Source organism: Geodermatophilus sp. URMC 61, assembly GCF_052931555.1.
The window spans coordinates 2,491,741-2,514,592 of record NZ_JBRFHZ010000002.1 but is presented as its reverse complement, the minus strand read 5'-3'; the positions used below and the strand labels follow the sequence as shown (position 1 = coordinate 2,514,592).

The 22,852-nt window shown below is 75.8% G+C and carries 24 protein-coding genes; 15 read left to right on the top strand and 9 right to left on the bottom strand.

The features are described from left to right. Position 1 precedes the first annotated feature (1 nt). Genes ACU610_RS11585 through ACU610_RS11570 form a run of 4 tightly spaced genes read left to right on the top strand, consistent with a single transcriptional unit; the run spans position 2 to position 2,743 of the window. The gene (locus ACU610_RS11585; RefSeq protein WP_446767862.1) at positions 2-715 is read left to right on the top strand and encodes a DUF3710 domain-containing protein; all 714 of its coding nucleotides are present in this window, start codon (positions 2-4) and stop codon (positions 713-715) included. Then, positions 712-1,521 carry an alpha/beta hydrolase family protein gene (locus ACU610_RS11580; RefSeq protein ID WP_446767861.1) on the top strand — a complete coding sequence of 270 codons (810 nt, stop codon included), beginning with the start codon at positions 712-714 and terminating at the stop codon, positions 1,519-1,521. The genes ACU610_RS11585 and ACU610_RS11580 overlap by 4 nt, the downstream gene beginning before the upstream one ends. Beyond that, positions 1,518-1,895, top strand: a complete 378-nt coding sequence (locus ACU610_RS11575) for an OB-fold nucleic acid binding domain-containing protein (protein WP_446767860.1) — start codon at positions 1,518-1,520, stop codon at positions 1,893-1,895. Before ACU610_RS11580 ends, ACU610_RS11575 begins: the two co-directional genes overlap by 4 nt. Further along, positions 1,892-2,743, top strand: coding sequence for a DUF3159 domain-containing protein (locus tag ACU610_RS11570; RefSeq protein ID WP_446767859.1), 852 nt, complete (start codon positions 1,892-1,894; stop codon positions 2,741-2,743). Before ACU610_RS11575 ends, ACU610_RS11570 begins: the two co-directional genes overlap by 4 nt. Positions 2,744-2,798: 55 nt before the next feature. Here ACU610_RS11570 and ACU610_RS11565 read toward each other — a convergent pair whose 3' ends face one another. Beyond that, positions 2,799-3,467: a potassium channel family protein gene (locus tag ACU610_RS11565; protein WP_446767858.1), complete on the bottom strand. Its 669-nt coding sequence runs from the start codon at positions 3,465-3,467 to the stop codon at positions 2,799-2,801. Further along, positions 3,467-4,135 (bottom strand): potassium channel family protein, encoded by a 669-nt coding sequence (locus ACU610_RS11560; RefSeq protein WP_446767857.1) that lies wholly within the window; start codon positions 4,133-4,135, stop codon positions 3,467-3,469. Before ACU610_RS11560 ends, ACU610_RS11565 begins: the two co-directional genes overlap by 1 nt. Positions 4,136-4,298: 163 nt before the next feature. Between ACU610_RS11560 and ACU610_RS11555 the strand changes: the two genes are divergently transcribed. Both ACU610_RS11555 and ACU610_RS11550 read left to right on the top strand, forming a co-directional pair. Further along, the gene (locus ACU610_RS11555) at positions 4,299-6,338 is read left to right on the top strand and encodes an APC family permease (RefSeq protein WP_446767856.1); all 2,040 of its coding nucleotides are present in this window, start codon (positions 4,299-4,301) and stop codon (positions 6,336-6,338) included. Continuing rightward, complete coding sequence (locus tag ACU610_RS11550; RefSeq protein WP_446767855.1) at positions 6,331-7,665, top strand: class I SAM-dependent RNA methyltransferase; 1,335 nt, start codon at positions 6,331-6,333, stop codon at positions 7,663-7,665. Before ACU610_RS11555 ends, ACU610_RS11550 begins: the two co-directional genes overlap by 8 nt. 4 nt (positions 7,666-7,669) lie before the next feature. On the opposite strand, the gene ACU610_RS11545 is transcribed toward ACU610_RS11550, so the two are convergent. Further along, complete coding sequence (locus ACU610_RS11545) at positions 7,670-8,380, bottom strand: hypothetical protein (protein WP_446767854.1); 711 nt, start codon at positions 8,378-8,380, stop codon at positions 7,670-7,672. A 210-nt stretch (positions 8,381-8,590) separates the two neighbouring features. On the opposite strand from ACU610_RS11545, the gene ACU610_RS11540 reads away from it, so the two are divergent. The 5 genes from ACU610_RS11540 to ACU610_RS11520 all read left to right on the top strand — a co-directional run bounded on the left by ACU610_RS11540 (position 8,591) and on the right by ACU610_RS11520 (position 12,960). Next, positions 8,591-8,818: a DUF4177 domain-containing protein gene (locus ACU610_RS11540; protein ID WP_446767853.1), complete on the top strand. Its 228-nt coding sequence runs from the start codon at positions 8,591-8,593 to the stop codon at positions 8,816-8,818. A 136-nt stretch (positions 8,819-8,954) separates the two neighbouring features. After that, a complete protein-coding gene (locus ACU610_RS11535) occupies positions 8,955-9,323 on the top strand; it encodes a hypothetical protein (protein WP_446767852.1) in 369 nt (122 codons plus the stop codon). 112 nt (positions 9,324-9,435) lie between these two features. After that, positions 9,436-11,352: a 1-deoxy-D-xylulose-5-phosphate synthase gene (gene dxs, locus ACU610_RS11530; RefSeq protein WP_446767851.1), complete on the top strand. Its 1,917-nt coding sequence runs from the start codon at positions 9,436-9,438 to the stop codon at positions 11,350-11,352. Beyond that, positions 11,349-11,627, top strand: coding sequence for a thiamine-binding protein (locus tag ACU610_RS11525; RefSeq protein WP_446767850.1), 279 nt, complete (start codon positions 11,349-11,351; stop codon positions 11,625-11,627). The genes dxs and ACU610_RS11525 overlap by 4 nt, the downstream gene beginning before the upstream one ends. A 94-nt stretch (positions 11,628-11,721) precedes the next feature. After that, positions 11,722-12,960 (top strand): serine hydrolase domain-containing protein, encoded by a 1,239-nt coding sequence (locus ACU610_RS11520; RefSeq protein ID WP_446767849.1) that lies wholly within the window; start codon positions 11,722-11,724, stop codon positions 12,958-12,960. A 213-nt stretch (positions 12,961-13,173) separates the two neighbouring features. On the opposite strand, the gene ACU610_RS11515 is transcribed toward ACU610_RS11520, so the two are convergent. Together ACU610_RS11515 and ACU610_RS11510 are read right to left on the bottom strand one after the other, a co-directional pair. Further along, positions 13,174-14,376 (bottom strand): HRDC domain-containing protein, encoded by a 1,203-nt coding sequence (locus ACU610_RS11515; RefSeq protein ID WP_446767848.1) that lies wholly within the window; start codon positions 14,374-14,376, stop codon positions 13,174-13,176. Positions 14,377-14,554: 178 nt separating this feature from the next. Then, entirely contained in the window at positions 14,555-15,184 is a 630-nt protein-coding gene (locus ACU610_RS11510) for a DUF3000 domain-containing protein (protein WP_446767847.1), read from the bottom strand. 72 nt (positions 15,185-15,256) lie between these two features. On the opposite strand from ACU610_RS11510, the gene hemE reads away from it, so the two are divergent. The 4 genes from hemE to ACU610_RS11490 all read left to right on the top strand — a co-directional run bounded on the left by hemE (position 15,257) and on the right by ACU610_RS11490 (position 19,431). Beyond that, on the top strand, positions 15,257-16,339 hold the full coding sequence (gene hemE / locus ACU610_RS11505; protein WP_446767846.1) for a uroporphyrinogen decarboxylase: 1,083 nt from the start codon (positions 15,257-15,259) through the stop codon (positions 16,337-16,339). Beyond that, positions 16,336-17,739, top strand: coding sequence for a protoporphyrinogen oxidase (gene hemG, locus ACU610_RS11500; RefSeq protein ID WP_446767845.1), 1,404 nt, complete (start codon positions 16,336-16,338; stop codon positions 17,737-17,739). The genes hemE and hemG overlap by 4 nt, the downstream gene beginning before the upstream one ends. 442 nt (positions 17,740-18,181) lie before the next feature. After that, complete coding sequence (gene hemQ, locus ACU610_RS11495) at positions 18,182-18,898, top strand: hydrogen peroxide-dependent heme synthase (protein WP_446767844.1); 717 nt, start codon at positions 18,182-18,184, stop codon at positions 18,896-18,898. 149 nt (positions 18,899-19,047) lie between these two features. Beyond that, positions 19,048-19,431 carry a hypothetical protein gene (locus ACU610_RS11490; protein ID WP_446767843.1) on the top strand — a complete coding sequence of 128 codons (384 nt, stop codon included), beginning with the start codon at positions 19,048-19,050 and terminating at the stop codon, positions 19,429-19,431. Between the two features lie 27 nt (positions 19,432-19,458). On the opposite strand, the gene msrB is transcribed toward ACU610_RS11490, so the two are convergent. From msrB to ACU610_RS11470, 4 genes are read right to left on the bottom strand one after another with little or no spacing between them, the layout of a single operon-like run. Continuing rightward, positions 19,459-19,881 carry a peptide-methionine (R)-S-oxide reductase MsrB gene (gene msrB, locus ACU610_RS11485; protein WP_446767842.1) on the bottom strand — a complete coding sequence of 141 codons (423 nt, stop codon included), beginning with the start codon at positions 19,879-19,881 and terminating at the stop codon, positions 19,459-19,461. A 34-nt stretch (positions 19,882-19,915) separates the two neighbouring features. Further along, positions 19,916-20,572 (bottom strand): response regulator, encoded by a 657-nt coding sequence (locus ACU610_RS11480; protein ID WP_446767841.1) that lies wholly within the window; start codon positions 20,570-20,572, stop codon positions 19,916-19,918. Then, entirely contained in the window at positions 20,559-21,911 is a 1,353-nt protein-coding gene (locus ACU610_RS11475; RefSeq protein ID WP_446767840.1) for a sensor histidine kinase, read from the bottom strand. Before ACU610_RS11475 ends, ACU610_RS11480 begins: the two co-directional genes overlap by 14 nt. A 15-nt stretch (positions 21,912-21,926) precedes the next feature. Further along, positions 21,927-22,688, bottom strand: coding sequence for a hypothetical protein (locus ACU610_RS11470; RefSeq protein ID WP_446767839.1), 762 nt, complete (start codon positions 22,686-22,688; stop codon positions 21,927-21,929). Between the last annotated feature and the right edge of the window lie 164 nt (positions 22,689-22,852).

Sequence of the window (22,852 nt, the reverse complement as noted above, 5' to 3'; positions counted from 1 at the left end):
CATGCCGTTCGGACGGCGACGCAACCGGATCGACCGCAGCCTGCGCGAGCGCGGGGTGCCGCCGGAGCCGCAGCACAAGGTCCGCGAGGTCGTGGCGACCACGGGGCCGTGGGACTCCGCCGACGTCCCGGACGACGGGGTCGCCCGCATCGACCTGGGCTCGCTGCTGCTGCCGGCGGTCCCGGGCACGGAGCTGCGGGTCGACGTCAACACCCAGCAGAAGGTCATCGGCGCCACGCTCCGCTACGGCGACTCGCTGCTGCAGGTGGCGGTGTTCGCCGCCCCCCGCGCGACGGGCATCTGGGACGACGTCCGCGCGGACCTGGCCCGCAGCGCCTCGGGGCAGGGCGGGCGTCTCGAGGAGGTCGACGGGCCGTTCGGGCCGGAGCTGGCCGGCTTCGTGCGGGCGACCCCGCCGGCGCAGCCCGGTCAGCCCGCGCCCGCACCGGTGCGCCGGCCCGCCCGCTTCCTCGGCGTCGACGGCCCCCGCTGGTTCCTGCGCGGCATGATCAGCGGCCCCGCGGCGGAGAGCCCGGAGGCCGCGGCGGCCCTGGAGCAGGTGTTCCGGCAGATCGTCGTCGTCCGCGGGAGCGCACCGATGCCGGTCCGCGAGCCGCTGCCGCTGACCCTCCCGCCGCAGGCCGCCGCGCAGCTGGCCGCGCAGCAGGCCGCCCGGCGACCGGCGACCCCACCGCCGGCCGCGCCCGGCCCGTGAGCGCCGTCCGGACCGCCTACGGGCCGCACCCCGACCAGTTCCTCGAGCTGACCCTGCCCGCGGGCGGCGGCCCGGCGCCGGTGGACCCTGCTCCGGTCGTCGTCGTGCTGCACGGCGGCTTCTGGCGAGCCGCCCACGGTGTGGAGCTGGCCCGGCCGCTCGCCGCCGACCTGGCCGCCGCCGGCTTCGCCGCGGTCGCGGTCGAGTACCGCCGGGTCGGCGCCGGCGGCGGCTGGCCGGCCACCCTCGAGGACGTCGCCGCGGCGCTGGACGCGCTGCCGGACCTGGCGGGTGCGGACCGGCTCGACCTCTCCGACGTCGCGGTCGTCGGGCACTCGGCCGGCGGGCACCTGGCCGCCTGGGCGGCCGGGCGGTCGCGGCTGCCGGAGGAGGCGCCGGGTGGGCGGCCGCGGGTCCGGGTGACCGCCGCCGTCCTGCAGGCCGGGGTGCTCGACCTCGAGCGCGCGGCGGTGCAGCGGCTGGGCGGCGGGGCGGTGCAGGAGATGCTCGGCGCCCAGCCCGCGGACGCGCCGGAGCGCTACGCGGCGGCCGACCCGGTGCGGCTGGTCCCGACCGGCGTCGACCTGCTGTGCGTGCACGGCACCGACGACGACGTCGTCCCGGCCGAGCAGAGCACCCGCTACGCGGCGGCCGCCGCGGCGCAGGGCGCAGCCGTCGACGTGCGGCTCGTGCCGGGTGACCACATGGTGCTCATCGACCCGGCGGGGGAGTCGTGGGCGCTGGTCCGCGACTGGCTGCGGTCGCGCGCCGACAGGGTCCGCGGCGGTTCTACGCTGGGCTCGTGACGCAGACACGCCAGGGCGGTTGGTTCGCGCGGACGCTGCAGCGGCTGACCGCCGACGACCAGACCATCGACGCGGAGGAGCTGCGCGCGGGCTCGGCGAACGCCGGCTGCGAGGCGGTCAGCGCCTGCCGCAAGGGCGCCGTCGTCACCGTGAGCGGCCGGCTGAAGTCGGTCGTCTACACACCGCGGGAGACGGTGCCCACCCTCGAGGCGGAGCTGTTCGACGGGTCGGGTTCGGTCACCCTCGTGTGGCTGGGCCGCCGGCGGATCCCCGGCATCGAGCCCGGCCGCACGCTCACCGCGCGCGGCCGCTTCGCCTCCTTCGACGGGCGGCAGGTCATCTACAACCCCCGGTACGAGCTGAGCGCCGGGTGACGGCTGCGCCCGAGGGGGACGGGCGCCCCGGTGCGGCGGGTACCGGGGACGCCGCCGGGGCCGGGACAGGGGGCGTGGCCTTCGACCGGCACCTGGTCCTCGAGCAGCTCGGCGGCTGGCGCGGCATGCTCGACGCCACGGTGCCCACCGTCGCGTTCATCGTGGCCAACTCCGTGGCCGGGCTGCGCGCCGGCATCTGGTCCGCGCTCGCGGTCGCCGTCCTGCTCTTCGCGCTGCGCCTGGTGCGGCGGGAGAGTGTGCAGCAGGCCTTCAGCGGGGTCTTCGGCGTCGCGATCGCCGTGGCCATCGCCGCCGCCTCCGGTCAGGCCCGCGACTTCTTCGTCCCCGGCCTGATCCGCAACGCCGCCCTCGGTGTGGTGCTGATCGGCTCGATCGCCGTCCGCTGGCCGCTGGTCGGCGTGGTCGCCGAGTTCCTCGCGCCCAGCCACCTGGGTTCGATGGCGTCGCACTCGCTGCCGGGCCTGCGCCGCGGGATCGGCCGGGTCAACGCCACGCTGCACCACCGGCCGCCGCCGGCCGCCACGCCCGGCGAGCGTCCGGCCGACCCCGCGCCCGAGCGGCACTGGCGCGACGACCCGCGCATGCTGCGGGCCTACTCCTGGCTGACCCTGGTGTGGGGCCTCGTCTTCCTGGTGCGCGTCGCCGTCCAGTGGGTGCTCTACCGCGCCGACGAGGTCGAACTGCTCGGCACCGCCTCGCTGCTGCTCGGCCTGCCGGTCACCGCCGTCGAGGTCGTGGTGACCCTGTGGGTGGTGTCCCGGCTGCACCGGCACCGGACCGACGCGGTCGCGCCGCCGGAGGCCGGCGGGGAGCGCCCCCCGGCCTAGGCCCGGACCGGCCCGGTCCCGAGCGGGCGGAGGGTGGGGAGGACGGAGTCCTCCTTCAGATGGTCTGCGCGGGGGAGAGCACCTGCTGCAGCTGCTCCTCGACCTCGGCGTGGGTGATGAACAGCAGCTCGTCGCCGGCCTCGAGCGGCTCGTCCGGGCTGGGCGTGATCACCCGGTCGCCGCGCAGGACGGCGGTCAGCACCGTCTCCCGCGGCAGCGGGACCTCGCTCAGCGGCTTGCCCACCCACGGGGTGTCCTCGGCGAGGGTGATCTCGACCAGGTTGGCCGCGCCCTTGCGGAAGCTCATCAGCCGTACGACGTCGCCGACGGTCACCGCCTCCTCGACCAGGGCGGCGAGCACCCGCGGGGTCGAGACGGCGACGTCGACGCCCCACGCCTCGGTGTAGAGCCACTCGTTGCGCGGGTCCTTGACCCGGGCAACGACGCGGTTGACCGCGAACTCGGTCTTGGCCAGCAGCGAGACGACCAGGTTGGCCTTGTCGTCACCGGTCGCGGCCACGACGACGTCGCAGGTGGCCAGCTGCGCCTCCTCGAGGGAGGAGACCTCGCACGCGTCGGCCTGCACCCACTCGGCGCCGGGCACCGCGCGGGTGCGGACCTTGCGGCCGTCCTTCTCGATGAGCATCACGGTGTGCCCATTGGAGAGCAGCTCCCCGGCGATCGAGCGCCCGACGGCGCCCGCGCCGACGATGGCGACGCGCATCAGTGTCCCCCTTCCCTGGGGCCCTGCTCGACGACCTCGTGCACCCGCTGGGTGATCGCGTCGGTCGAGGCGACCACGAGCTGGTCGCCGTCCTGCAGCACGGTGGCCACGGTGGGCAGCTGGGCCTCGCCGTAGCGGACCAGCCAGGCGGCCCGCGCTCCGGAGGCGGCCTCCAGCTCGGCCAGCCGCCTGCCGACCCACGGCTCGGTGACCGTGACGCGCATGAGCAGCACCTGCCCGGTGGGTTCGCGCCACAGCTCGCTGACCTTGACCGAGAGCAGCTCGCGCAGCAGCCGGTTCACCGTCCACGGGACGGTCGCGACGCTGGGGATGCCCATCCGCTCGTAGACCTCGGCGCGCTTGGAGTCGTAGATGCGGGCCACGACGTGCTGGACGCCGAAGGTCTCACGGGCCACGCGCGCGCTGATGATGTTGGAGTTGTCGCCGCTGCTGACCGCGGCGAAGGCGCCTGCGGAGTCGATGCCGGCGTCGAGCAGCGTCTGGCGGTCGAAGCCCAGTCCGGTGACCTGGCGGCCGGCGAAGTCCGGGCCCAGCCGGCGGAAGGCCTCCGGGTCCTGGTCGATCACGGCCACGCTGTGGCCGACCTCCTCGAGCCGGCGGGCGATCGCCGACCCGACGCGGCCGCAGCCCATCACGACCACGTGCACGGGGGACTCCCAAGTTCACGAGTGCGGTGCGCCGGGGTCGGAGTCCGGCGCGTGTCCGGCCGCGAAGCTACACCTGGGGCGCGGTGGGACCGCGGTCCGCAGCGCCGCAACTCACCCTCCGGACGGGGGCGGGAGGGGTCCCGGCGTCCGTACCATCGCCGCCGTGCCAACGCTGTCCGACCTCGGACAACTCCCGAAGCGCCTGGTTCTGGGCCGTCCCGTGCGCAGCGACCGGCTCGGGGAGTCCCTCCTCCCCAAGCGCCTGGCGTTGCCCATCTTCGCCAGCGACCCGCTCTCCTCCGTGGCCTACGCCACACAGGAGATCCTCATCGTCCTCACGCTGGCCGGGACGGCCTTCCTCTTCCTGGCGCCCTGGCTGGCGATCGCCGTCGTCCTGCTGCTGGTGACCGTCGTCCTCTCGTACCGCCAGGTGGTGCGGGCCTACCCCTCGGGCGGCGGCGACTACGAGGTCGCGTTCAAGAACCACGGGCAGTTCGCCGGGCTCACCGTGGCCAGTGCCCTGCTGGTCGACTACGTGCTCACCGTCGCCGTGTCGGTCGCGGCCGGCACGGACAACATCATCTCGGCGTTCCCGTCGCTGAACCAGCACCGGGTGACCATCGCCCTCGGGTTGATCGCGCTGCTGGCCGCGGCGAACCTGCGCGGGGTGCGCGAGTCCGGCCGCACCTTCGCCGTCCCGACCTACGCCTTCATCACCGGCATCCTGGTCATGGTCGCGACCGGGCTGGTGCGGGACCTGCTCACCGACTCCCCGGTGGTCGCCGAGACGGCCGGGTACACGGTCACCCCCGAGCCCGGGTACGAGCAGCTGGGCGGGCTGGCGCTGCTCTTCTTCGCCCTCCGGGCCTTCGCCTCGGGCTGCACCGCGCTCACCGGGGTGGAGGCGATCGCCAACGGCGTCCCCGCGTTCAAGCCGCCGAAGAGCCGCAACGCCGCCACCACGCTCGCCCTCATGGGCGGGATCGCCGCGACCATGTTCGCCGGCGTCACGGCGCTGGCGCTGGCCGCCGACGTGAAGTACGTGGAGCACCCGTGCGACCTGGTGGGCTTCGCCGACTGCGAGACACAACCGCAGCGGACGGTGATCGCGCAGCTCGCGGCGGCCACCTTCGGCGGGGACACCTCGCCGGGCTTCTTCTACATCCAGGCGGCGACCGCACTGGTCCTCATCCTGGCCGCGAACACCGCGTTCAACGGGTTCCCGCTGCTGGGCTCGGTGCTCGCCCAGGACCGCTTCATGCCCCGGCAGCTGCACACCCGCGGCGACAAGCTGGTCTACAGCAACGGCATCCTGCTCCTGGCCGGGTTCGCGGCGCTGCTGATGATCGCCTTCGAGGCCGACGTCAACCGGCTGATCCAGATGTACATCGTCGGCGTCTTCACCAGCTTCTCGATCGGCCAGTGGGGCATGGTGCGGCACTGGAACCGGGAGCTGCGCTCGGAGACCGACCCCCAGGCCCGCCGGCGCATCCGCCGCTCGCAGGCCATCAACGCCCTCGGCGGGACGCTCACCAGCGTCGTCCTGGTGATCATCGTCATCACGAAGTTCTCGCGGGGCGCGTGGCTGGTCATCCTCGTGATGCCGGTCCTGTTCCTGCTGATGAAGTCGATCAACCGGCACTACTCGCACGTCGCCGAGCAGCTGGTGCCCGACACCGACTCGCGGATGCTGCCCAGCAAGGTGCACGCCGTCGTGCTCGTCTCCAAGGTGCACAAGCCGACGCTGCGGGCGCTGGCGTTCGCCCGGGCGACCCGCCCGGACCACCTCACCGCGCTGACGGTCAACGTGGACGACGCCGAGACGCGGGCCCTGCAGCAGCAGTGGGAGCGCTACGACATCCCGGTGCCCCTGACTGTGGTGGAGTCGCCGTACCGCGAGATCACCCGGCCGGTCGTGGACTTCGTCAAGTCGATCCGCCGGGACAGCCCGCGCGAGCTGGTGGTCGTCTTCGTGCCGCAGTACGTCGTCGGCCACTGGTGGGAGAACGTGCTGCACAACCAGAGCGCGTTGCGGCTGCGCGCCCGGCTGCAGTTCCAGCCCGGCGTGATGATCACCTCGGTGCCCTGGCAGCTGGAGAGCTCGATCGGCCGGGAGGACGCCGGACTGCGCAGGACCGGTCCGGCGCCCGGTGACCTGCGCCGCGGCCTGACCGACGAGCCGGAGCAGACCCCCTATGGGTGAGGACCCCGCTGCCCCCCACCGCTCGCAGGCTCGCGGCGGGCCCCCGCAGCGGGGCCGCGCCCGACCGGACCGGGGCCTGGGCTGGGCCGGCTCCGAGTTCGAGGTCATCGTCGGGCCGGTGGCCCACGGCGGGCACTGCGTCGCCCGGCACGAGGGGCGCGTCGTCTTCGTGCGGCACGCGCTGCCCGGCGAACGGGTCGTCGTCCGGGTCACCGAGGACCGCCAGCCGGGCTTCTGCCGCGCCGACGCCGTCGAGGTGCTCGAGGCAGCCCCCGACCGGGTGCCGCGGCCCTGCCCGTACAGCGGACCGGGACGCTGCGGCGGCTGCGACTGGCAGCACGTCACGCACGAGGGGCAGCTGAGGCTCAAGGCCGCGGTGGTCCGCGAGCAGCTGACCCGGCTCGGCGGCCTGTCCGGGGACGACGCGGTCGTGCGCGACCTGGTCGTCGAGGCGCTGCCCGGCGGTCCGCTGCGCTGGCGCACCCGCGCCCGCTTCGCCGTCGACCGCGCCGGGGCGCCCGGGCTGCGCCGGCACCGCTCGCACGACCTGGTGCTGCTCGACGACTGCCCGATCACCGTGGAGCCGGCCGCCTCCGCCGTCCTCGGCCGCCGCTGGCCCGGCGCCGGCGCCGTGGACGTCGCCGTCGACTCCGCCGGCACGGTGACCACCACCCGGCTCGACCGCCGGGGCCGGCCGCAGTCGACGCGGGTGCTGCGCGCCGGCGAGGACGTTCCGGCCGAGCCGGCCGGCCGGGCGGCGCGCTGGGCCGCCGGTCGCGACTGGGAGGTCGAGGGCACCGGCTTCTGGCAGGTCCACCCCGCCGCGGCCGACGCGCTCACCGGGGCGGTCGCCGCGTTCGCCGACGTCCGGGCGGGGGAGACGGTGCTCGACCTCTACGCCGGGGCCGGGCTCTTCGGCGGCGCGCTCGCCCCCGCGGCCGGGGACGCCGGGCGGGTGGTGTGCGTCGAGGCCGACGAGGCCGCCTGCGCCGCCGCCGAGGCCAACCTCGCCGCGCTGCCGCAGGCGGAGGTCTGGCAGGGCGAGGTGGACGCCGACGGGCTCACCGAGCTGCTCGCCGAGCTGGGCGGGGCCCCCGACGTCGTCGTCCTCGACCCGCCGCGGGCCGGCGCGGGCGCGGCGGTCAGCCGGGTGCTCGCCGGCGCCGGGCCGCGCGCGGTGGTCTACGTGGCCTGCGACCCCGCCTCACTGGCGCGCGACGTCGCCGCGTTCGCCGCGGGCGGCTACCGGCTGACCCGGCTGCGCGGCTTCGACGCCTTCCCGATGACCGCGCACGTGGAGTGCGTGGCGCTGCTCGAGCGCGCCTGACGGGTCAGTCCCGGGCGCGCTTCCGGCGGTCCCGGTCCTTGCGGTCCTCGCGGTCCGGCGCGGGGGTCGCCGCCGTCTCGGTGGCCTCCCTCGGCGTCGGCTCGGCCGACGGGGTCGGCGGCAGCACCGGCGGCACGGCGGGGACGGCGGCCTGCACGCTCGGCGCCGGGGCGGTCGGCTTGGGGGCGGCCGGCTTCGGGACCGACGGGGCCGGGACGCCCGGGGCTCGCGGTGCCGGGGCGGCGGACGACGCGGTCGACGGCGACGGGGCGGGCGCCGGCTGCTGTACCCGCGAGGGGGCCGGCGCGGGGCTGTCGGGGGAGGGAGCCGGTTCCGGCGTCCCGGCGGTCGGCGGCCCGGCCTCGGCGGGGAGGGGCGCGGCGGGGAGGGACGCGGCGGGGGAGGGGACCGGGGTCTCGCGCTCGGCCGTGCGGACGGCGTCGCCCAGCTCGCCGGCGCGGGCGGCGTCTCCGATCTCCCCGGCGCGGACGGCCTCACCGACCTCACCGGCCCGGACGGCGTCCCCCACGCCGCTGTCGGACTCGTCGACCGCGCTGTGCACGGCCGTGGTGCCCGGCCCGGAGACCCCGCCGTCGTCGGCCGCGACGGCGCCCAGGCCGGCGGCCATGCCGACGAAGGACAGCATCCCCAGGGCGGTCGTCGCGATCCGGGACGAGCGGGCGCGCTCGGGATGCGGGCGCGACAGGCGGAGCATGCGGGTGGTCCCCTCGGCGGTGGGTGCGGCAGGTGGCGGGCGGGTCAGGCGTGGAGCCCGGGAGGACGGCACTCCGCTGTGCACACGCAGTGCATTCGGGCGGCCGCGCAAGGTGACGGTAACCCGGACGGCGCCGTGACGGAAGGGTTCGGCCGGGATCCGCTCGGCCGGTCCGGGCAGGACGAGGGCGACCGACTACGGTGGCTGACCGTGACCACCTGGGAGTACGCCTCGGTCATCACGGCCAACGACGCGGAGTCGCAGCGGGCAGGGGTGAGCGTCAAGCTCCCCGGTGGGCCGCTGGAGCGCCAGGCCGGTGACACCAGCTCGGTGCTCAACCGGCTGGGCAGCGAGGGCTGGGAGCTCGTGAGCTACCACTCCAGTGGCGCGGGCACCTGGGGCTTCGAGCAGTTCTGGCTCAAGCGCCCCACTTCTTGAAGGACCCCTCCAGCCGGGCGGGATCGCCGATCTCGTACGGATCCGGCCCGGCAGCCGGGTGGGATCGGCGATCTCGCCGCCGCTGGGCCGCGCGGCGGATCGAACGAGCGTTCGATCCGTGGGGCAGACTGCTCCGGTGGACGCTCCGCTGCCCCCGGGCTGGCCCGCCGCCGTGCGACCGCCCGGCGCCCCCGACTGGGAGCACACCGCGGTCGCCTGGCTCTTCGACCTGGTCCCGCCGGACTACCGGGCGCACGAGGTGCTGCGCCGGTACCCGGTGCTGCTGGCCCGCTTCGCCCGCGACCACGTCGCCGCCGGGCTCGAGGCGGCGCGCGCGGGCTGGCGCACGCTCCGCGTGGAGCTCGCCGACGAGCTGCCGGCGGACGCGATGGAGGCGGCGATCGCCGCGTACGAGCGGGAGGGTGCCCGGCTGGCGTCGGCCGCCCGCGGGGTGGACGTGGTCGCCGGTGCGTTGCGGGGTGAGCGGTGGGTGCCGCGGCTGTGAGCCTGCATCCAGCCTCGGCGCTCGGCCGGAAGGGGAGGACGAGCGCAGATACAGTGGGTCGGCGGCCGTTGCGACGCCGCACCTGCCGCCGATGGAGAGGACGCACCCCCTCGTGTCGCTCCTGCGATCGCTCCGCACCCCTGACGACCTGAAGGCGCTCCCGGCCGACCAGTTGCCGGCGCTCGCCGCCGAGATCCGCGACGCGCTGGTTACCAGCGTCGCCAGGACCGGCGGGCACCTCGGGCCCAACCTCGGCGCGGTGGAGCTGACCATCGCCCTGCACCGGGTCTTCGACTCCCCGCGCGAGCCGATCGTCTTCGACACCGGCCACCAGAGCTACGTGCACAAGATGCTCACCGGCCGCGTCGAGGACTTCACGCGGCTGCGTCAGCGCGGTGGCCTCTCCGGCTACCCGAGCCGTGCGGAGAGCGAGCACGACTGGGTGGAGAACAGCCACGCCTCCACCTCGCTGTCCTACGCCGACGGCCTGGCCAAGGCCTTCGCCGTCCGCGGCGAGCAGCGCCCCGTGGTCGCCGTCATCGGCGACGGCGCGCTCACCGGCGGCATGGCCTGGGAGGCGCTGAACAACATCGCCGGCGCCCAGGACCGCCCGGTGGTCATCGTCGTCAACGACAACGGCCGCTCCTACTCGCCCACGATCGGCGGCGTCGCCGACGCCCTGGCCACGCTGCGGCTGCGCCCGGGCTACGAGCAGGCGCTGCTGCAGGTCCGCCAGGCCCTGCACCGCGCCCCGGTGCTCGGCTCGGCGCTCTACGACGCGCTGCACGCCATCAAGAAGGGCCTCAAGGACGTGCTCTCGCCGCAGGGCATGTTCGAGGACCTCGGCCTGAAGTACATCGGCCCGGTCGACGGGCACGACGTCCGGGCGGTGGAGTCCGCGCTGCGCCGCGCCCGCTCCTTCGGCGGGCCGGTCATCGTGCACGCCGTCACCACCAAGGGCTTCGGCTACCCGCCGGCCGAGACCGACCAGATCGACGCCTGGCACGCCACCGGCGTCTTCGACCCCGACAGCGGGGTGAGCCCGGCGGTCAAGGGCCGGGACTGGACGACGGCCTTCTCCGACGAGCTCGTCCGCATCGGCACCGAGCGCTCCGACGTCGTCGCGATCACCGCGGCGATGCTGCACCCGACCGGCCTGGCCGCCTTCGCCGAGCGGTTCCCCGAGCGCACCTACGACGTCGGCATCGCCGAGCAGCACGCGCTGACCTCGGCCGCGGGCCTGGCGATGGGCGGGCTGCACCCGGTCGTCGCGGTCTACTCGACGTTCCTCAACCGGGCCTTCGACCAGCTGCTCATGGACGTCGCGCTGCACCGCCAGCCGGTCACCGTCGTCCTAGACCGCGCCGGGGTCACCGGAAGCGACGGAGCCTCGCACAACGGCATGTGGGACATGTCGATCCTCTCCGTCGTCCCCGGGCTGCGGCTGGCCGCACCGCGGGACGAGACGACGCTGCGGGAGGCGCTGCGCGAGGCGGTCGAGGTGACCGACGGGCCGAGCGTCGTCCGCTTCCCGAAGGGCGTCCCGCCGGTCGACGTCCCGGCACTGGAGCGGCGCGGCCCGGTCGACGTGCTGCGCCGTGGCGCGCAGCAGGAGGTGCTGCTGGTCGCCGTCGGCTCGATGGTGCCGATGTGCCTGGCCGCCGCCGAGCGCGCCGCCGACCACGGCATCGACGTGACCGTCGTCGACCCCCGCTGGGTGCTGCCGGTCCCCGATGAGCTCGTGGCGCTGGTCGAGGGCTTCCGGCTGGTGGTCACCGTGGAGGACGGCGGCCGGGCCGGCGGCGTGGGCACGACGCTCACCCAGGCGCTGCAGGACCGCGGCGTCGACGTGCCGCTGCGGTCGCTGGGCCTGCCGCAGGCGTTCCTCGAGCACGGCAGCGTCGGGCAGGTGCTGGCCGACGTCGGCCTCACCGAGCAGGACGTCGCCCGGCGGATCGCCGAGTGGACGGCGGTGCTCGCCGAGCGCTCCGAGGGCAGCGTCGCCGAGGCGGTCGAGGAGCGGCCGTGATAGCCGAGATCCAGGTCGCGCCCTCGCCGGCCGGGACCCCCGAGGACCCGCACGCCCACGTCGAGGCCGCGATCGCGGTGATCCGGGACTCCGGGCTGCACTACGAGGTCGGTGCCCTCGGGACGACCCTCGAGGGGGACGACGACGCGGTCTGGGCGACGCTGCGGGCGGCGCACGAGGCGATGCTGGCGGCCGGTGCCACCAGCGGGCTCTCCCACGTCAAGGTGGCATCGGTGGACCGGACGATCGAGAGCCTCACCCACAAGTTCCGCTGAAGGCGCGGCGTCCCTCCGGCGCCGGCCGGGCAACTAGCGTCGCCTCCGTGGACCCGCACACGGCCGACCGCCCGGCGATTCCCTGGCGAGGGCGATGACCGCCACCCTCCTGCTGGTCCCGGTCGCCGCGGTCGCGGCGGGGTGGCTGGCCGTGCGGCTCCTGCGGCGCCGTCGGCGGCTGCTCCGGGTGAGCGTCGCCGTCCTCACCGTGCTCGTCGTCCTGCTCGGCGGGCTGCAGCTGTGGGCGCTGACCGCCCTCGACCGCTCGGCGGCGGCACGCGCGATCGTCTGGCGGGAGGCCGACGTCGACGACGTCTCCCGCTTCCCGGCGCGCGTGATCGAGGCCGGGCCGACGACCCTGACGCTGTCCGAGGGCGGGCTGCCGGGCGGCACGCTCGACCAGGTGACCGACCGGGACGGCCGCGAGCGCCGGCTCGAGCAGCTCGTCGAGGAGAGCACGACCGAGGCGCTCGTGGTGCTGCACGGCGACGAGGTCGTGTACGAGCGGTACGCCAACGGTGGCGCGGCCGACCGGCCGCACACCTCCTTCTCGGTGGCGAAGTCCTTCCTGTCCACGCTGGTCGGCATCGCGATCGACCGCGGCGAGATCGAGAGCCTCGACGACCCGGTCACCGACCACGTGCCCGAGCTGCTCGACCGCGACGAGCGGTTCGCCGACGTCACGCTCCGGCACCTCGTGACGATGTCCTCCGGCCTCGCCTACGAGGAGCAGGGACTGCCGTGGAGCCACGACGCCACCACGTACTACGCCCCCGACCTGCGAGCCGAGGCGCTCAGCGCGGAGGTCGCGGGCGAGCCCGGGCGCACCTGGAACTACAACAACTTCAACCCGCTGCTGATGGGCCTGGTGCTGGAGCGGGCCACCGGCACGAGCGTCTCGGAGTACATGGAGCGTCACCTCTGGCAGCCGATGGGCGCCGATGCCGACGGTTCGTGGAGCCTCGACAGCGAGGACAGCGGCTTCGAGAAGCTGGAGAGCGGGGTCAACGCCGTCGCCCGCGACTACGCGCGGTTCGGCCTCCTCGTCGCCCACGAGGGCCGGGTCGGGGACCGCCAGGTGGTCAGCGCCGAGTGGGTGCGCGAGGCGACGGCCCGTGACACCTCGCGCGACCCCGCCGACCACTACCAGTACTGGTGGTGGGTGGACACCGAGCGTCCCGGCCGGTTCTTCGCCCGGGGGAACTTCGGGCAGTACGTGTACGTGGACCCCGCCACGGACGTGGTCGTCGTCAGGCTGGGTCGCGACGACGGCGGCGAGTACTGGGTCGAGCTGCTGCGCGACGTCGCCGACCGCGTGGCGGCAGCCGCCTGAGACCGGCGGCCGCCGCCACGCTCGGCCCCGCCCTGAGCCTGCGAGGGCTGGGGAGGACGGGGTCCTTCCTCAGGCGGGCAGGCTGGCGACGCCCCTCGGCAGGAACCGGGCGCCGGTCACCTCCTCGGAGACCCCGGCGCGGTCAGGCATAGGAACCAAAACCCACATCAGCGGGCCCAGGACGTGGGTATTGGTTCCTATGCCTGGGACAGCTCAGGCGCTGTTGAGCGCGTCGGTGAGCAGGTCGCGGGTCAGCTCGATCTGCCACTCGCGGGCACCGCCGGCCCGCAGGGTCGCGGCCACGGTCTCGGCGTCCCGCGGCTCCGGTGGGGTCCACATCAGCCGGCGCACGAGGTCGGGTGAGAGCAGGTTCTCCACCGGCAGGGAGTGCGTGGCGGCCAGCTCGGCCAGCCCGGCGCGAGCGGCCTGCAGCCGGGTGGCGGCGGCCGGATCGCGGTCGGCCCAGCGGTTCACCGGCGGCGGGCCGTCGCCGGTGCGGCTGTGCGGGGGCAGCTCGGACTCCGGCAGCTCCCGGCCGCGGGCCAGCGCCCCGAACCAGGTGCCGACCAGCTTGCGGTTGGCCCGGCCGCGGAAGACCGGCAGCTCCAGCAGCGCGGCCTCGGTGCGCGGGTCGGCCTGCACCGCCGAGACCATCGCCGCGTCGGGCAGCACCCGCCCCGGGGCGATGTCGCGGCGGCGGGCCAGCTCGTCACGGGCCTGCCACAGCGAGCGCAGCATGCCCAGCTGCCGGCGGTTGCGCAGCCCGTGCACCCCCGACGTCCGCCGCCAGGGGTCGACCCTGGGCGCGGGCGGCCCGGCGGCGAGGATCGCCTCGAACTCCTGCCGCGCCCACTCGGTCTTGCCCTGCTCCTCGAGGATGGCGGCCAGCGCGTCGCGCAGGTCGACGAGCACCTCGACGTCCAGCGCGGCGTAGACCAGCCACTCCTCCGGCAGCGGACGGGTGCTCCAGTCGGCGGCCGAGTGCCCCTTCTGCAGCGACCAGCCCAGCAGCGACTCGACGACGGCGCCCAGCCCCACTCGCGGCAGCCCGGCCAGGCGGGCGGCGAGCTCGGTGTCGAAGACGCGCGTGGGCACCAGGCCGATCTCGGCCAGGCAGGGCAGGTCCTGGTTGGCCGCGTGCAGCACCCACTCGGCGTCGACGATGGCCGACTGCACGACCGAGAGGTCCGGCAGCGGGATGGGGTCGATCAGCCCGGTACCCGCGCCGGCACGGCGCAGCTGCACCAGGTAGGCCCGCTGGCCGTAGCGGTAGCCCGAGGCGCGCTCGGCGTCGACGGCGACCGGGCCGCTGCCGGCGGCCAGTGCCTCGGCGTACTCGACGAGCGCGGTGGAGGTCTCGACGACCGGGGGCAGCCCGTCGCGCGGGGCGAGCAGCGGGACCGCCGGGGGAGCCATCGGCTCGTCGTCCGGCGCGGGGAGGGGCTGGGCAGGGATGGGCTGGGTGCTCAGGGCAGGTCCACCTTCTCGCCCGTCTCGACAGCGTGGTCAGCGCGCGGTTCCGCGGCGGAGCCGCAGCAGGCCCCGGGAGAGGGGCGCCGGCGCGGGGGTGTCGCGCACCCCCGGGACACCGATGTTACGGAGCGCCGCCTCCCTGCGGACCGGAGGGATCCAGCAGCCGGACGCCCGGCGGCGGGAGCCCGGCCGCGCTGCCCAGCACGTCCAGCCACGCGGTGAGGTGCCGGTCGAGGTGGCTGTCCTCCGCCGTCCAGGAGGCGCGGATCTCGACGTCGACCGTGTGCTCGGGGCCGGCGAGCTCGCCGAACCGGGTCGAGGCGGTGCGGGTGACGGTGCCGCCGAGGGCGTGCGACGCGGCGCCGCACTGCTCGAGGGCGTCGGTCAGCCAGCTCCAGGCGACCTCGGAGAACATCGCGTCGTCGACCATGTGCTCGTCGGTGGTGGCCGACAGGTAGCCGACGCAGCGGGTGGTGCCCGCCCAGGACTCGTGGCCGGCCGGGTCGTGCAGCACGATGAACCGTCCGGTGGCGACCTCGACCTCCTCGTCCCCGTCGAGCTCGGTGACCAGCGCGCCGACGGCGTAAGCGTGGGGCGCCAGGCGCTGGGGGGCCGGGATGGGCTCGAGGACGATCTCGGGGCGGGCGGTCACGCCGGCCAGCGCCTCCAGGGCAGCGCGGAACTCCGCCGGCACCTCGTCGCCGGGTCGGTCCGCGCCGTGGCCGGCACCGGCCAGGCTGGAAGGCTCCACGTTCGCAGGGTAGGTCGCCGGACCGCCCCGTGCCGCCGACGCGCCGCGCGGGTTCTGGGAGGATGGGACGTCGTGACCGCCGTTGCCGACGCCGCGCCGACCCCCGCGTCCTCTCCCGCCGACTCGGACCTGGTGCGGGCCGCCCGCGGCCTGCCGGTGCGGCGCACCCCCGTCTGGTTCATGCGCCAGGCCGGCCGCTCGCTGCCGGAGTACCGCGCGCTGCGGGCCGGCACCCGGATGCTCGAGGCCTGCCAGGACCCCGACCTGGTCACCGAGATCACCCTGCAGCCGGTGCGCCGGCACGGCGTGGACGCCGCGATCCTCTTCTCCGACATCGTGCTGCCCCTGGTCGTGGCCGGCGTCGACATCGACATCAAGCCCGGGGTCGGGCCGGTGGTGGCGAACCCGGTGCGCACCGTCGCCGACGTGGACGCACTGCCGCCCCTGGAGCCCGACCGGCTGGCCTTCCTCGCCACCGCCGTCCGCCGGCTGGTCGCCGAGCTGGGCGCGACGCCGCTGATCGGCTTCGCCGGGGCACCGTTCACCCTCGCTACCTACCTGATCGAGGGCGGCCCCTCCAAGGAGCACGCCCGGACCAAGGCCTTCATGTACGCCGAGCCCGAGGCGTGGGGCCGGCTGCTGGACCGGCTCGCGGTCTCCGCGGCGACCTTCCTCAACACCCAGGTGGACGCTGGCGCCGCGGCCGTGCAGCTGTTCGACTCCTGGGCCGGCGTCCTCTCCGCGGCCGACTACGCCGAGCGGGTGCTGCCGCACTCCCGGGCGGTGTTCGACGCCCTCGGCGCGGGGCGGGCGGGTGAGGACAGAGTGCCCCGCATCCACTTCGGCGTCGGCACCGGTGAGCTGCTCCCGCTGATCGGGGACGCCGGCGCCGACGTCGTCGGCGTCGACTGGCGCGTGCCGCTGGACGAGGCCGCCCGCCGGGTGGGCCCGCAGCGCTCGCTGCAGGGCAACCTCGACCCGGCCGTCCTGCTGGCCGACCGCGCCACCGTCGACCGCGAGGTCCGCCGGGTCGTGCGGCAGGGCCGCGCCGCGCGCGGGCACGTGTTCAACCTCGGCCACGGCGTGCTGCCCGAGACCGACCCGGGCGTGCTGACCTCCGTCGTCGACCTGGTGCACGAGCTGACGACGCAGTGACTCCGTCCCGCCCCACCACCCCGACGAACCGGCTGGTCGTCGTCGGCGCCGGGATCACCGGCCTGGCCGCCGCCTTCGAGTGGCACCGGCGCCGCCCGGACGACGAGGTCGTCGTCCTGGAGGCCGGCGACCGCATCGGCGGCAAGCTCGACCGCGTCGAGCTGGCCGGGCACTGGTACGACACCGGCCCCGAGGCGATGCTCGCGCGGGTCCCCGAGGCGGTGCAGCTGGTCGAGCGGCTCGGCCTGGCCGACCGGCTGGTGGCGCCGGCCACCACGCAGGCCGCGGTGGTGCTGCCCGACGGCCGGTTCCCGCTGCCGGCCGGCACCGTGCTCGGGGTGCCCGCGTCGGCCGAGGGGCTCGAGGGCGTCCTGACCCCGGACGGCGTGGCGCGGGTGGCCGCCGAGGCCGACCTGCCGCCGCTCACGCTGGACGGCGACGTCGCGGTCGGCGCCCTGCTGCGCGCGCGGCTCGGCGACGAGGTCGTCGACCGGCTCGTCGAGCCGCTGCTCGGCGGCGTCTACGCCGGGCGGGCCGACGAGCTGTCGCTGGCCGCGACGATGCCGCAGCTGGCGGCGCACCTGCCCGCCGCCGGGTCGGTCCTGGGTGCCGCCGCCGCGGCCCGCGCGGCCGGGGCGCACAGCCGCTTCGACGCAGGCAGTCCGGTGTTCGTGACCGTCGCCGAGGGCATCGGCTCGCTGCCCGCCGCGCTGGTCGCCGCCTCGGGCGCCGAGGTCCGGCTGCGCACCCCGGCGCACGGTCTGGTGCGGACGCCGTCGGGCTTCGAGCTCTCCACCGGCCGGGCGAGCGCACCGGAGCGGCTGAGCGCGGACGCCGTCCTGGTGACCGCGCCCGCGCCCAAGGCCGCCCGGCTGCTGGCCGGGGTCGCGCCCGGGGCGGTCGAGCCGCTGCAGGGCATCCCGTACGCGTCGATGGCCGTCGTCGCCATGGCGTTCCCGGCGCAGGAGGTGGCCGCGGGGTCCGGGCTGCTGGTGCCGCCGGTGACCGGCCGGCTGGTCAAGGGCGTCACCGTCTCCTCGCGCAAGTGGCCGCACCTCGCCACCGATCCCACCCACCCCCACCTGCTGGTGCGCTCGTCGGTGGGCCGGTTCCGCGACGAGCGGGAGCTCCAGCGCGACGACGACGACCTCGCCGCCGCCGTGGTCGCCGACGTCGCCGACCTGCTGCAGCTGTCCCGGCCCGAACCGGTCGCCACCCGCGTCGTCCGCTGGGGCGGCGGGCTGCCCCAGTACCTGGTCGGCCACCAGGAGCGGGTGGACGCCGTCCGCGCGGCCGTCAGCGCGGTGCCGGGGCTGGCCATCGCCGGGGCGGCGTTCCGCGGAGTGGGCGTGCCGGCCTGCATCCGCGACGCGTACCACGCTGTCGACGCGCTGCTGTGAGCCGTGGCCGACGCCACGGTCGGCCGGGGCATGGGGCCGGGGCGGGGGCTGTTGAGCCTCCAGTGAGTTCCGTGCACCACCCTGTCCGACCCGTTCTCCGCCCCGCCCGCTGTCTGCGGCACCACGTCTGGATGGCCGCGTGCGACGACTGCCGCGACGCCCACACCGTGTCCGACCGGGACCGGCGGGAGACCAGCTCGGCCCCCCGCTGAGAGGACCTCCCTGCTCCTCGCCGGCTCGGCAGTCAGGCTCGTCCAGAGACTCGCCGCGAGCACTGGCGGCCCCCGTGCAGGGTCCCGTCGCGAGCCTGCGGGTGGCGGGGGGCACGGGGGTCCTCCACGAGGAGGACGGGGTCCTTCCACCTGCAGGGAGACCACCGCCGCCGCCCACCCGCTCCCGGGTGGGCGGCGGCGCCCCACCGGCCGCGGGGGATGATGGGGACATGAGCGAGCAGACCGACCAGCGCAGCATCGGCAAGCGGGCGAACGAGTTGAACGCCACCATCCGCTACACGATGTGGTCGGTGTTCCGGCTGGCCCGCCCGCTGGGCGAGGAGCAGCGCACCGCCGTCGCCGACGAGGTGCAGGGGCTGCTCGACGAGCTCGCCGGCAAGGACGTCGTCGTCCGCGGGACCTACGACGTGAGCGGCCTGCGCGCCGACGCCGACCTCATGGTTTGGTGGCACGCCTCGACCCCCGAGGCGCTGCAGGAGGCCTACACCCGGCTGCGCCGCACCGCGCTGGGCCGGCACCTCGAGCCCGTGTGGTCGCAGATGGCGCTGCACCGGCCCGCCGAGTTCAACCGCAGCCACATCCCGGCGTTCCTCGCCGACGAGGAGCCGCGCCGCTACGTGTGCGTCTACCCGTTCGTGCGGTCCTACGAGTGGTACCTGCTGCCCGACGAGGAGCGCCGGGCGATGCTCGCCGAGCACGGCCGGATGGCCCGCGGGTACGCCGACGTCCGCGCCAACACCGTCGCCTCCTTCGCTCTCGGCGACTACGAGTGGATGCTCGCCTTCGAGGCCGACGAGCTGCACCGCATCGTCGACCTCATGCGCGAGCTGCGGGCCTCGACCGCCCGGCGGCACGTCCGCGAGGAGGTCCCCTTCTACACCGGCGTCCGCAAGCAGGTCGCCGAGCTGGTCGCCGACCTGCCGTGACGCCTCGCCCGTCCGTCGCCCGCCGGGATGACGGACGACGGCTGCGGACGGTTCGGCGCACCTGCACCCTCGACGCGCCGGCGGCGGTGGTCTGGCGGGCGTTGCGGTCCCCGGCGACCCTGGTGCACGTCGCTGCTCCCGTGCTCCGCATGCCGGCACTCGACGGTCGGCAGCGGGACTGGCAGCAGGGGGAGTCGGTGAGCACCCGGCTGCTGCTCCTCGGGCTGCTCCCCGTCTCGCGGCACACCCTGCGGATCGACGTCCTCGACGACGCGGCGATGACGGCTCGCACGGAGGAACACGGCGGGCCGGTGTCGGTGTGGCGCCACCGACTCACCGTCGAGCCGACGGGGCCCACCAGCTGCCGCTACACGGACGAGGTCGAGATCGGCGCCGGACGGCTGACCGGTCTGGTGGGCGTCCTGGCCAGTGGGTTCCTCCGCTGGCGGCAGCACCGCTGGCGGCAGCTGGCACCGGTGCTGGCCGCCACGACACCGACGAGTGCCCGAGGGCGGTCATCCGGAGGTGGATGACCGCCCTCGGGAGCGTCTCGACAGGGCTCAGCCCTGCGCGGGCTCGAGGCGGATCGAGACGCTGTTGATGCAGTACCGGTCGCCGGTCGGGGTCTGCGGGGCGTCGTCGAAGACGTGGCCGAGGTGGCTGTGGCAGGTGCCGCACAGCACCTCGGTGCGCACCATCCCGTGGCTGCGGTCCTCGCGCAGCACCACGTTGTCGGCGGACGACGGCTCGTAGAACGACGGCCAGCCGCAGTGCGAGTCGAACTTCGTCTCCGACCGGAACAGCTCGGCCCCGCACGCGCGGCAGCTGTAGACCCCCTGCGTCCTGGTGTCGACGTACTCCCCGGTCCACGGCCGCTCGGTGCCGGCCTGGCGGAGGACGGCGTACTCCTCGGGCGACAGCTGCGCCCGCCACTCCTCGTCGCTCTTGCTGACCTTCGGCTGGTTCTGCGCGGACGTCGTCATGCGCTCAACGGTACGAGCCCCGCGCCAGTGCTGATCAGCGTCCGAGCCCGGCCTCCCGCGCCCGCACGATGGCCTGCGCCCGGTCGGTGACCTGCAGCTTCGTCAGCACGTTGGAGACGTTGTTGCGCACCGTCTTCGGCGACAGGTACAGCGCCGCGGCGATCTGGGCGTTGGACCGCCCGGCGGCGACCAGGTCGAGCACCTCCCGCTCGCGGGCGGTCAGCTGCGGGAAGGCCGTCTCCGGTCCGCTCGGCCCGGCGGCGAAGAACTCGGCGATCCGCCGCGCCAGCGCCGCCCCGAACACCGCTCCGCCACCGGCGACCGTGGTGATCGCGCGGACCACCTCCTCCTGGTCGGCGCCCTTGAGCAGGTAGCCGCGGGCACCGGCCCGGACGGCGGCGAACACCGTCCCGTCGTCCTCGCTCATCGTCAGGACGACGACCCCGACGGACGGTGACTCGCCGGTGATCCGGCGGGTGGCCTCGATGCCGTCGAGGACCGGCATCGACACGTCGATCACCACGACGTCGGGCTGCTCGGAGCGGGCGAGGGCCACCGCGGCCGCGCCGTCCGCCGCGGTGCCGACCACCGCCATGCCCGGCACCGAGCCCAGCAGCACGGCGAGCCCGTCGCGGTAGACCGGGTGGTCGTCGACCACGACCACCCGCAACGGCTCCTCAGGCTCGGACACCGGCACCTCCTCCCTCCGCGGGCAGCACCGCCCGCACCACCGTGCCGCCGGTCGACGGGCACTCGACCGTGGAGCGGCCGCCGAGCTCCGCCGCCCGCTCGCGCAGGGAGACCAGCCCGACGCCGGCCGGGGCGCCGGGCGCGATGCCGACGCCGTCGTCGGCGACCGTGACCACCAGCGCGCCCTCGTCGTCCCGTGCCAGCGTCACCCGCACCCGCGTGGCCGACGCGTGCCGCGCCACGTTGGCCAGTGCCTCGGACGCGATGCGGTACGCGGCGACCTCCACCGCGGCGGGCAGGTCGGCGGTGTCCTCGGCGTCCACCGTGACCGCGACCCGGGGCGCGAGCAGCCGCTCGGCCTGCTGGGCCACCGCCCCGGCCAGCCCGAGGTCGTCGAGGGCCGGCGGGCGCAGGTCGTGCACCAGGCGGCGGACGTCGGTCAGCGCGGCGGCGACGTCGTCGCGCGCCTGGCGCAGCAGCCGGTCGGACTCCTCCGGACGGCCGGCGGCGAGGTTGCGCGCGGTGTCGATCCGCAGGACGACGGCGCCGAGGGTCGGCCCGAGCCCGTCGTGCAGGTCCCGGCGCAGCCGGCGGCGCTCCTCCTCGCGGGCGGCCACCAGCTGCTCGCGGCTGGCCTGCAGCTCGGCGGCGAGCGCGCCGGCCCGGGCGGCCGCGGCGGCCTGCCGGACGACGTCGGCCAGCAGCCGCTCGTCGCGGGTCACCAGCTGCGCGCGGACGCCGTCCCGCGGCAGCAGCAACCGGCCGACCTCCTCGCCGCGGTAGGCGATCGGCAGCGAGCGCACCGCGGCCGGCCGGCGTCCGGACTCGGCCAGCAGCTGCCGGCCGTCGGCCTGGTCGACCTCGACGCCGACGTAGGGGGAGCGGAACGCCTCCGCGATCCCCGCGGCGACCGCCATCAGCTGCTCCTCCGCGCCGTCGGAGCGCTCCAGGCGCTCGGCGAACCCGGAGACGACCCGGTAGGGGTCCTCCTGCTCGCCGAGCACCCAGCGGCGGACCAGCCGCCACAGCGGTGCCCGCAGCGGCACGTACAGCCCGGCGACGAGCAGCAGGGTGAGCAGCGTGGCGTCGCGCTCGCCGAACCGGTCACCGAGCAGCGCACCCGCGGCGGCGAGGACGGCGAGGTCGAGCAGCACCACGCCGATCGCCAGCCCGCCGTAGACCAGGGTGCCGCCGAGCAGCCGGTCGATGTCGACCGCGCGCGGCCGGAGGATGCCGACGGTCACCGCCGTCGCGGTGAGCGCGAGGGCGGCCAGGAGGGCCAGCGTGCTGCCCGTCCCGGGCGTCAGCAGCCCGGTGGCCATCACCAGGACGTCGACCACGCCGGCCCAGAGCAGCTACCGCATCCGGCGGCGGTCCTCGCCGCGGGCCCGGCGCAGCCGGGCGGCGACGCCGGCGGCGGGGACCAGCACGCCCAGCACCGCCAGCGGCAGGGCCGCCTGCAGGAGCGGCTGGGCCACCGACGCGGGCAGCGGCAGGCTGACCGGGTCCAGGTCGAGGCCGGCGTACACCTCGGGGAGGCGCTCGTCGTCCCGTGCGAGCGCGACCGCGGACGGCGCCACGCTCAGGAGGAGGGGGTGCAGCGCCAGGGCGGCCAGGGCGGCGAGGCTCAGCGGTCGCCACCGGCCCGTCGGCAGCCGTCCCTCCGGGTAGAGCAGGAGCAGCAGCGGCAGGCCGGACAGGAGCACGGCCCCGAACCGCGCGACGAACCAGAGGGCGAACGAGGCGCCGGGCAACGGCGGGTCGCCCTGCAGCGCGAAGGTCAGCCACGACTGAGCCAGCCCCTCGAGTGCCCAGAGGGTCCCCACGCCCGCGAGGACCCAGGAGACGGCGTTCCGCGGGACGCGCCGCAGGAGCAGCGTGCCGGGGATGCCGAGCGCCACCCCCGGGAGGCACTCGACCCACCCGACCGACAGGTCGGCGGCGGCCCGCGCGGACGCAGGGGTGACGGCGTCGAGGACCGCCGCGGCCGCCGTCGCCAGGACGGTGACGGCGAGGGAGCCCCACGCGACCACCCCGGCCCACCGGGGCGGGGAGACGGCGCGAGCCGGCGCGCGGGCCGCGCCCTCCTGCTCGCCCACCGGCGCCGTCACCTGCACCCGGGGATCTTGGCCTGCCCGGTGTCCCGAGCGCCATGAGCCGGGTGTCCCGTGTCTCCCGGGACGCGGTACGTGACCCGATCGAGGGCGCCGGCCCCTGGGTGCCCGGGACGCGACCCGGTGACGGTTCTCCCGGCCGGTGCACAGGGCACCGCGAACCAGAC

Excerpts from the sequence above, each read along its gene's own strand:
- ACU610_RS11585 (WP_446767862.1), top strand. The coding sequence starts at position 2 with ATGCCGTTCGGACGGCGACGCAACCGGATCGACCGCAGCCTGCGCGAG.
- ACU610_RS11565 (WP_446767858.1), bottom strand. The coding sequence starts at position 3,467 with ATGCGCGTCGCCATCGTCGGCGCGGGCGCCGTCGGGCGCTCGATCGCC.
- ACU610_RS11550 (WP_446767855.1), top strand. The coding sequence starts at position 6,331 with ATGGGTGAGGACCCCGCTGCCCCCCACCGCTCGCAGGCTCGCGGCGGG.
- ACU610_RS11545 (WP_446767854.1), bottom strand. The coding sequence starts at position 8,380 with ATGCTCCGCCTGTCGCGCCCGCATCCCGAGCGCGCCCGCTCGTCCCGG.
- ACU610_RS11520 (WP_446767849.1), top strand. The coding sequence starts at position 11,722 with ATGACCGCCACCCTCCTGCTGGTCCCGGTCGCCGCGGTCGCGGCGGGG.
- ACU610_RS11515 (WP_446767848.1), bottom strand. The coding sequence starts at position 14,376 with ATGGCTCCCCCGGCGGTCCCGCTGCTCGCCCCGCGCGACGGGCTGCCC.
- hemQ (WP_446767844.1), top strand. The coding sequence starts at position 18,182 with ATGAGCGAGCAGACCGACCAGCGCAGCATCGGCAAGCGGGCGAACGAG.
- ACU610_RS11490 (WP_446767843.1), top strand. The coding sequence starts at position 19,048 with ATGCCGGCACTCGACGGTCGGCAGCGGGACTGGCAGCAGGGGGAGTCG.
- msrB (WP_446767842.1), bottom strand. The coding sequence starts at position 19,881 with ATGACGACGTCCGCGCAGAACCAGCCGAAGGTCAGCAAGAGCGACGAG.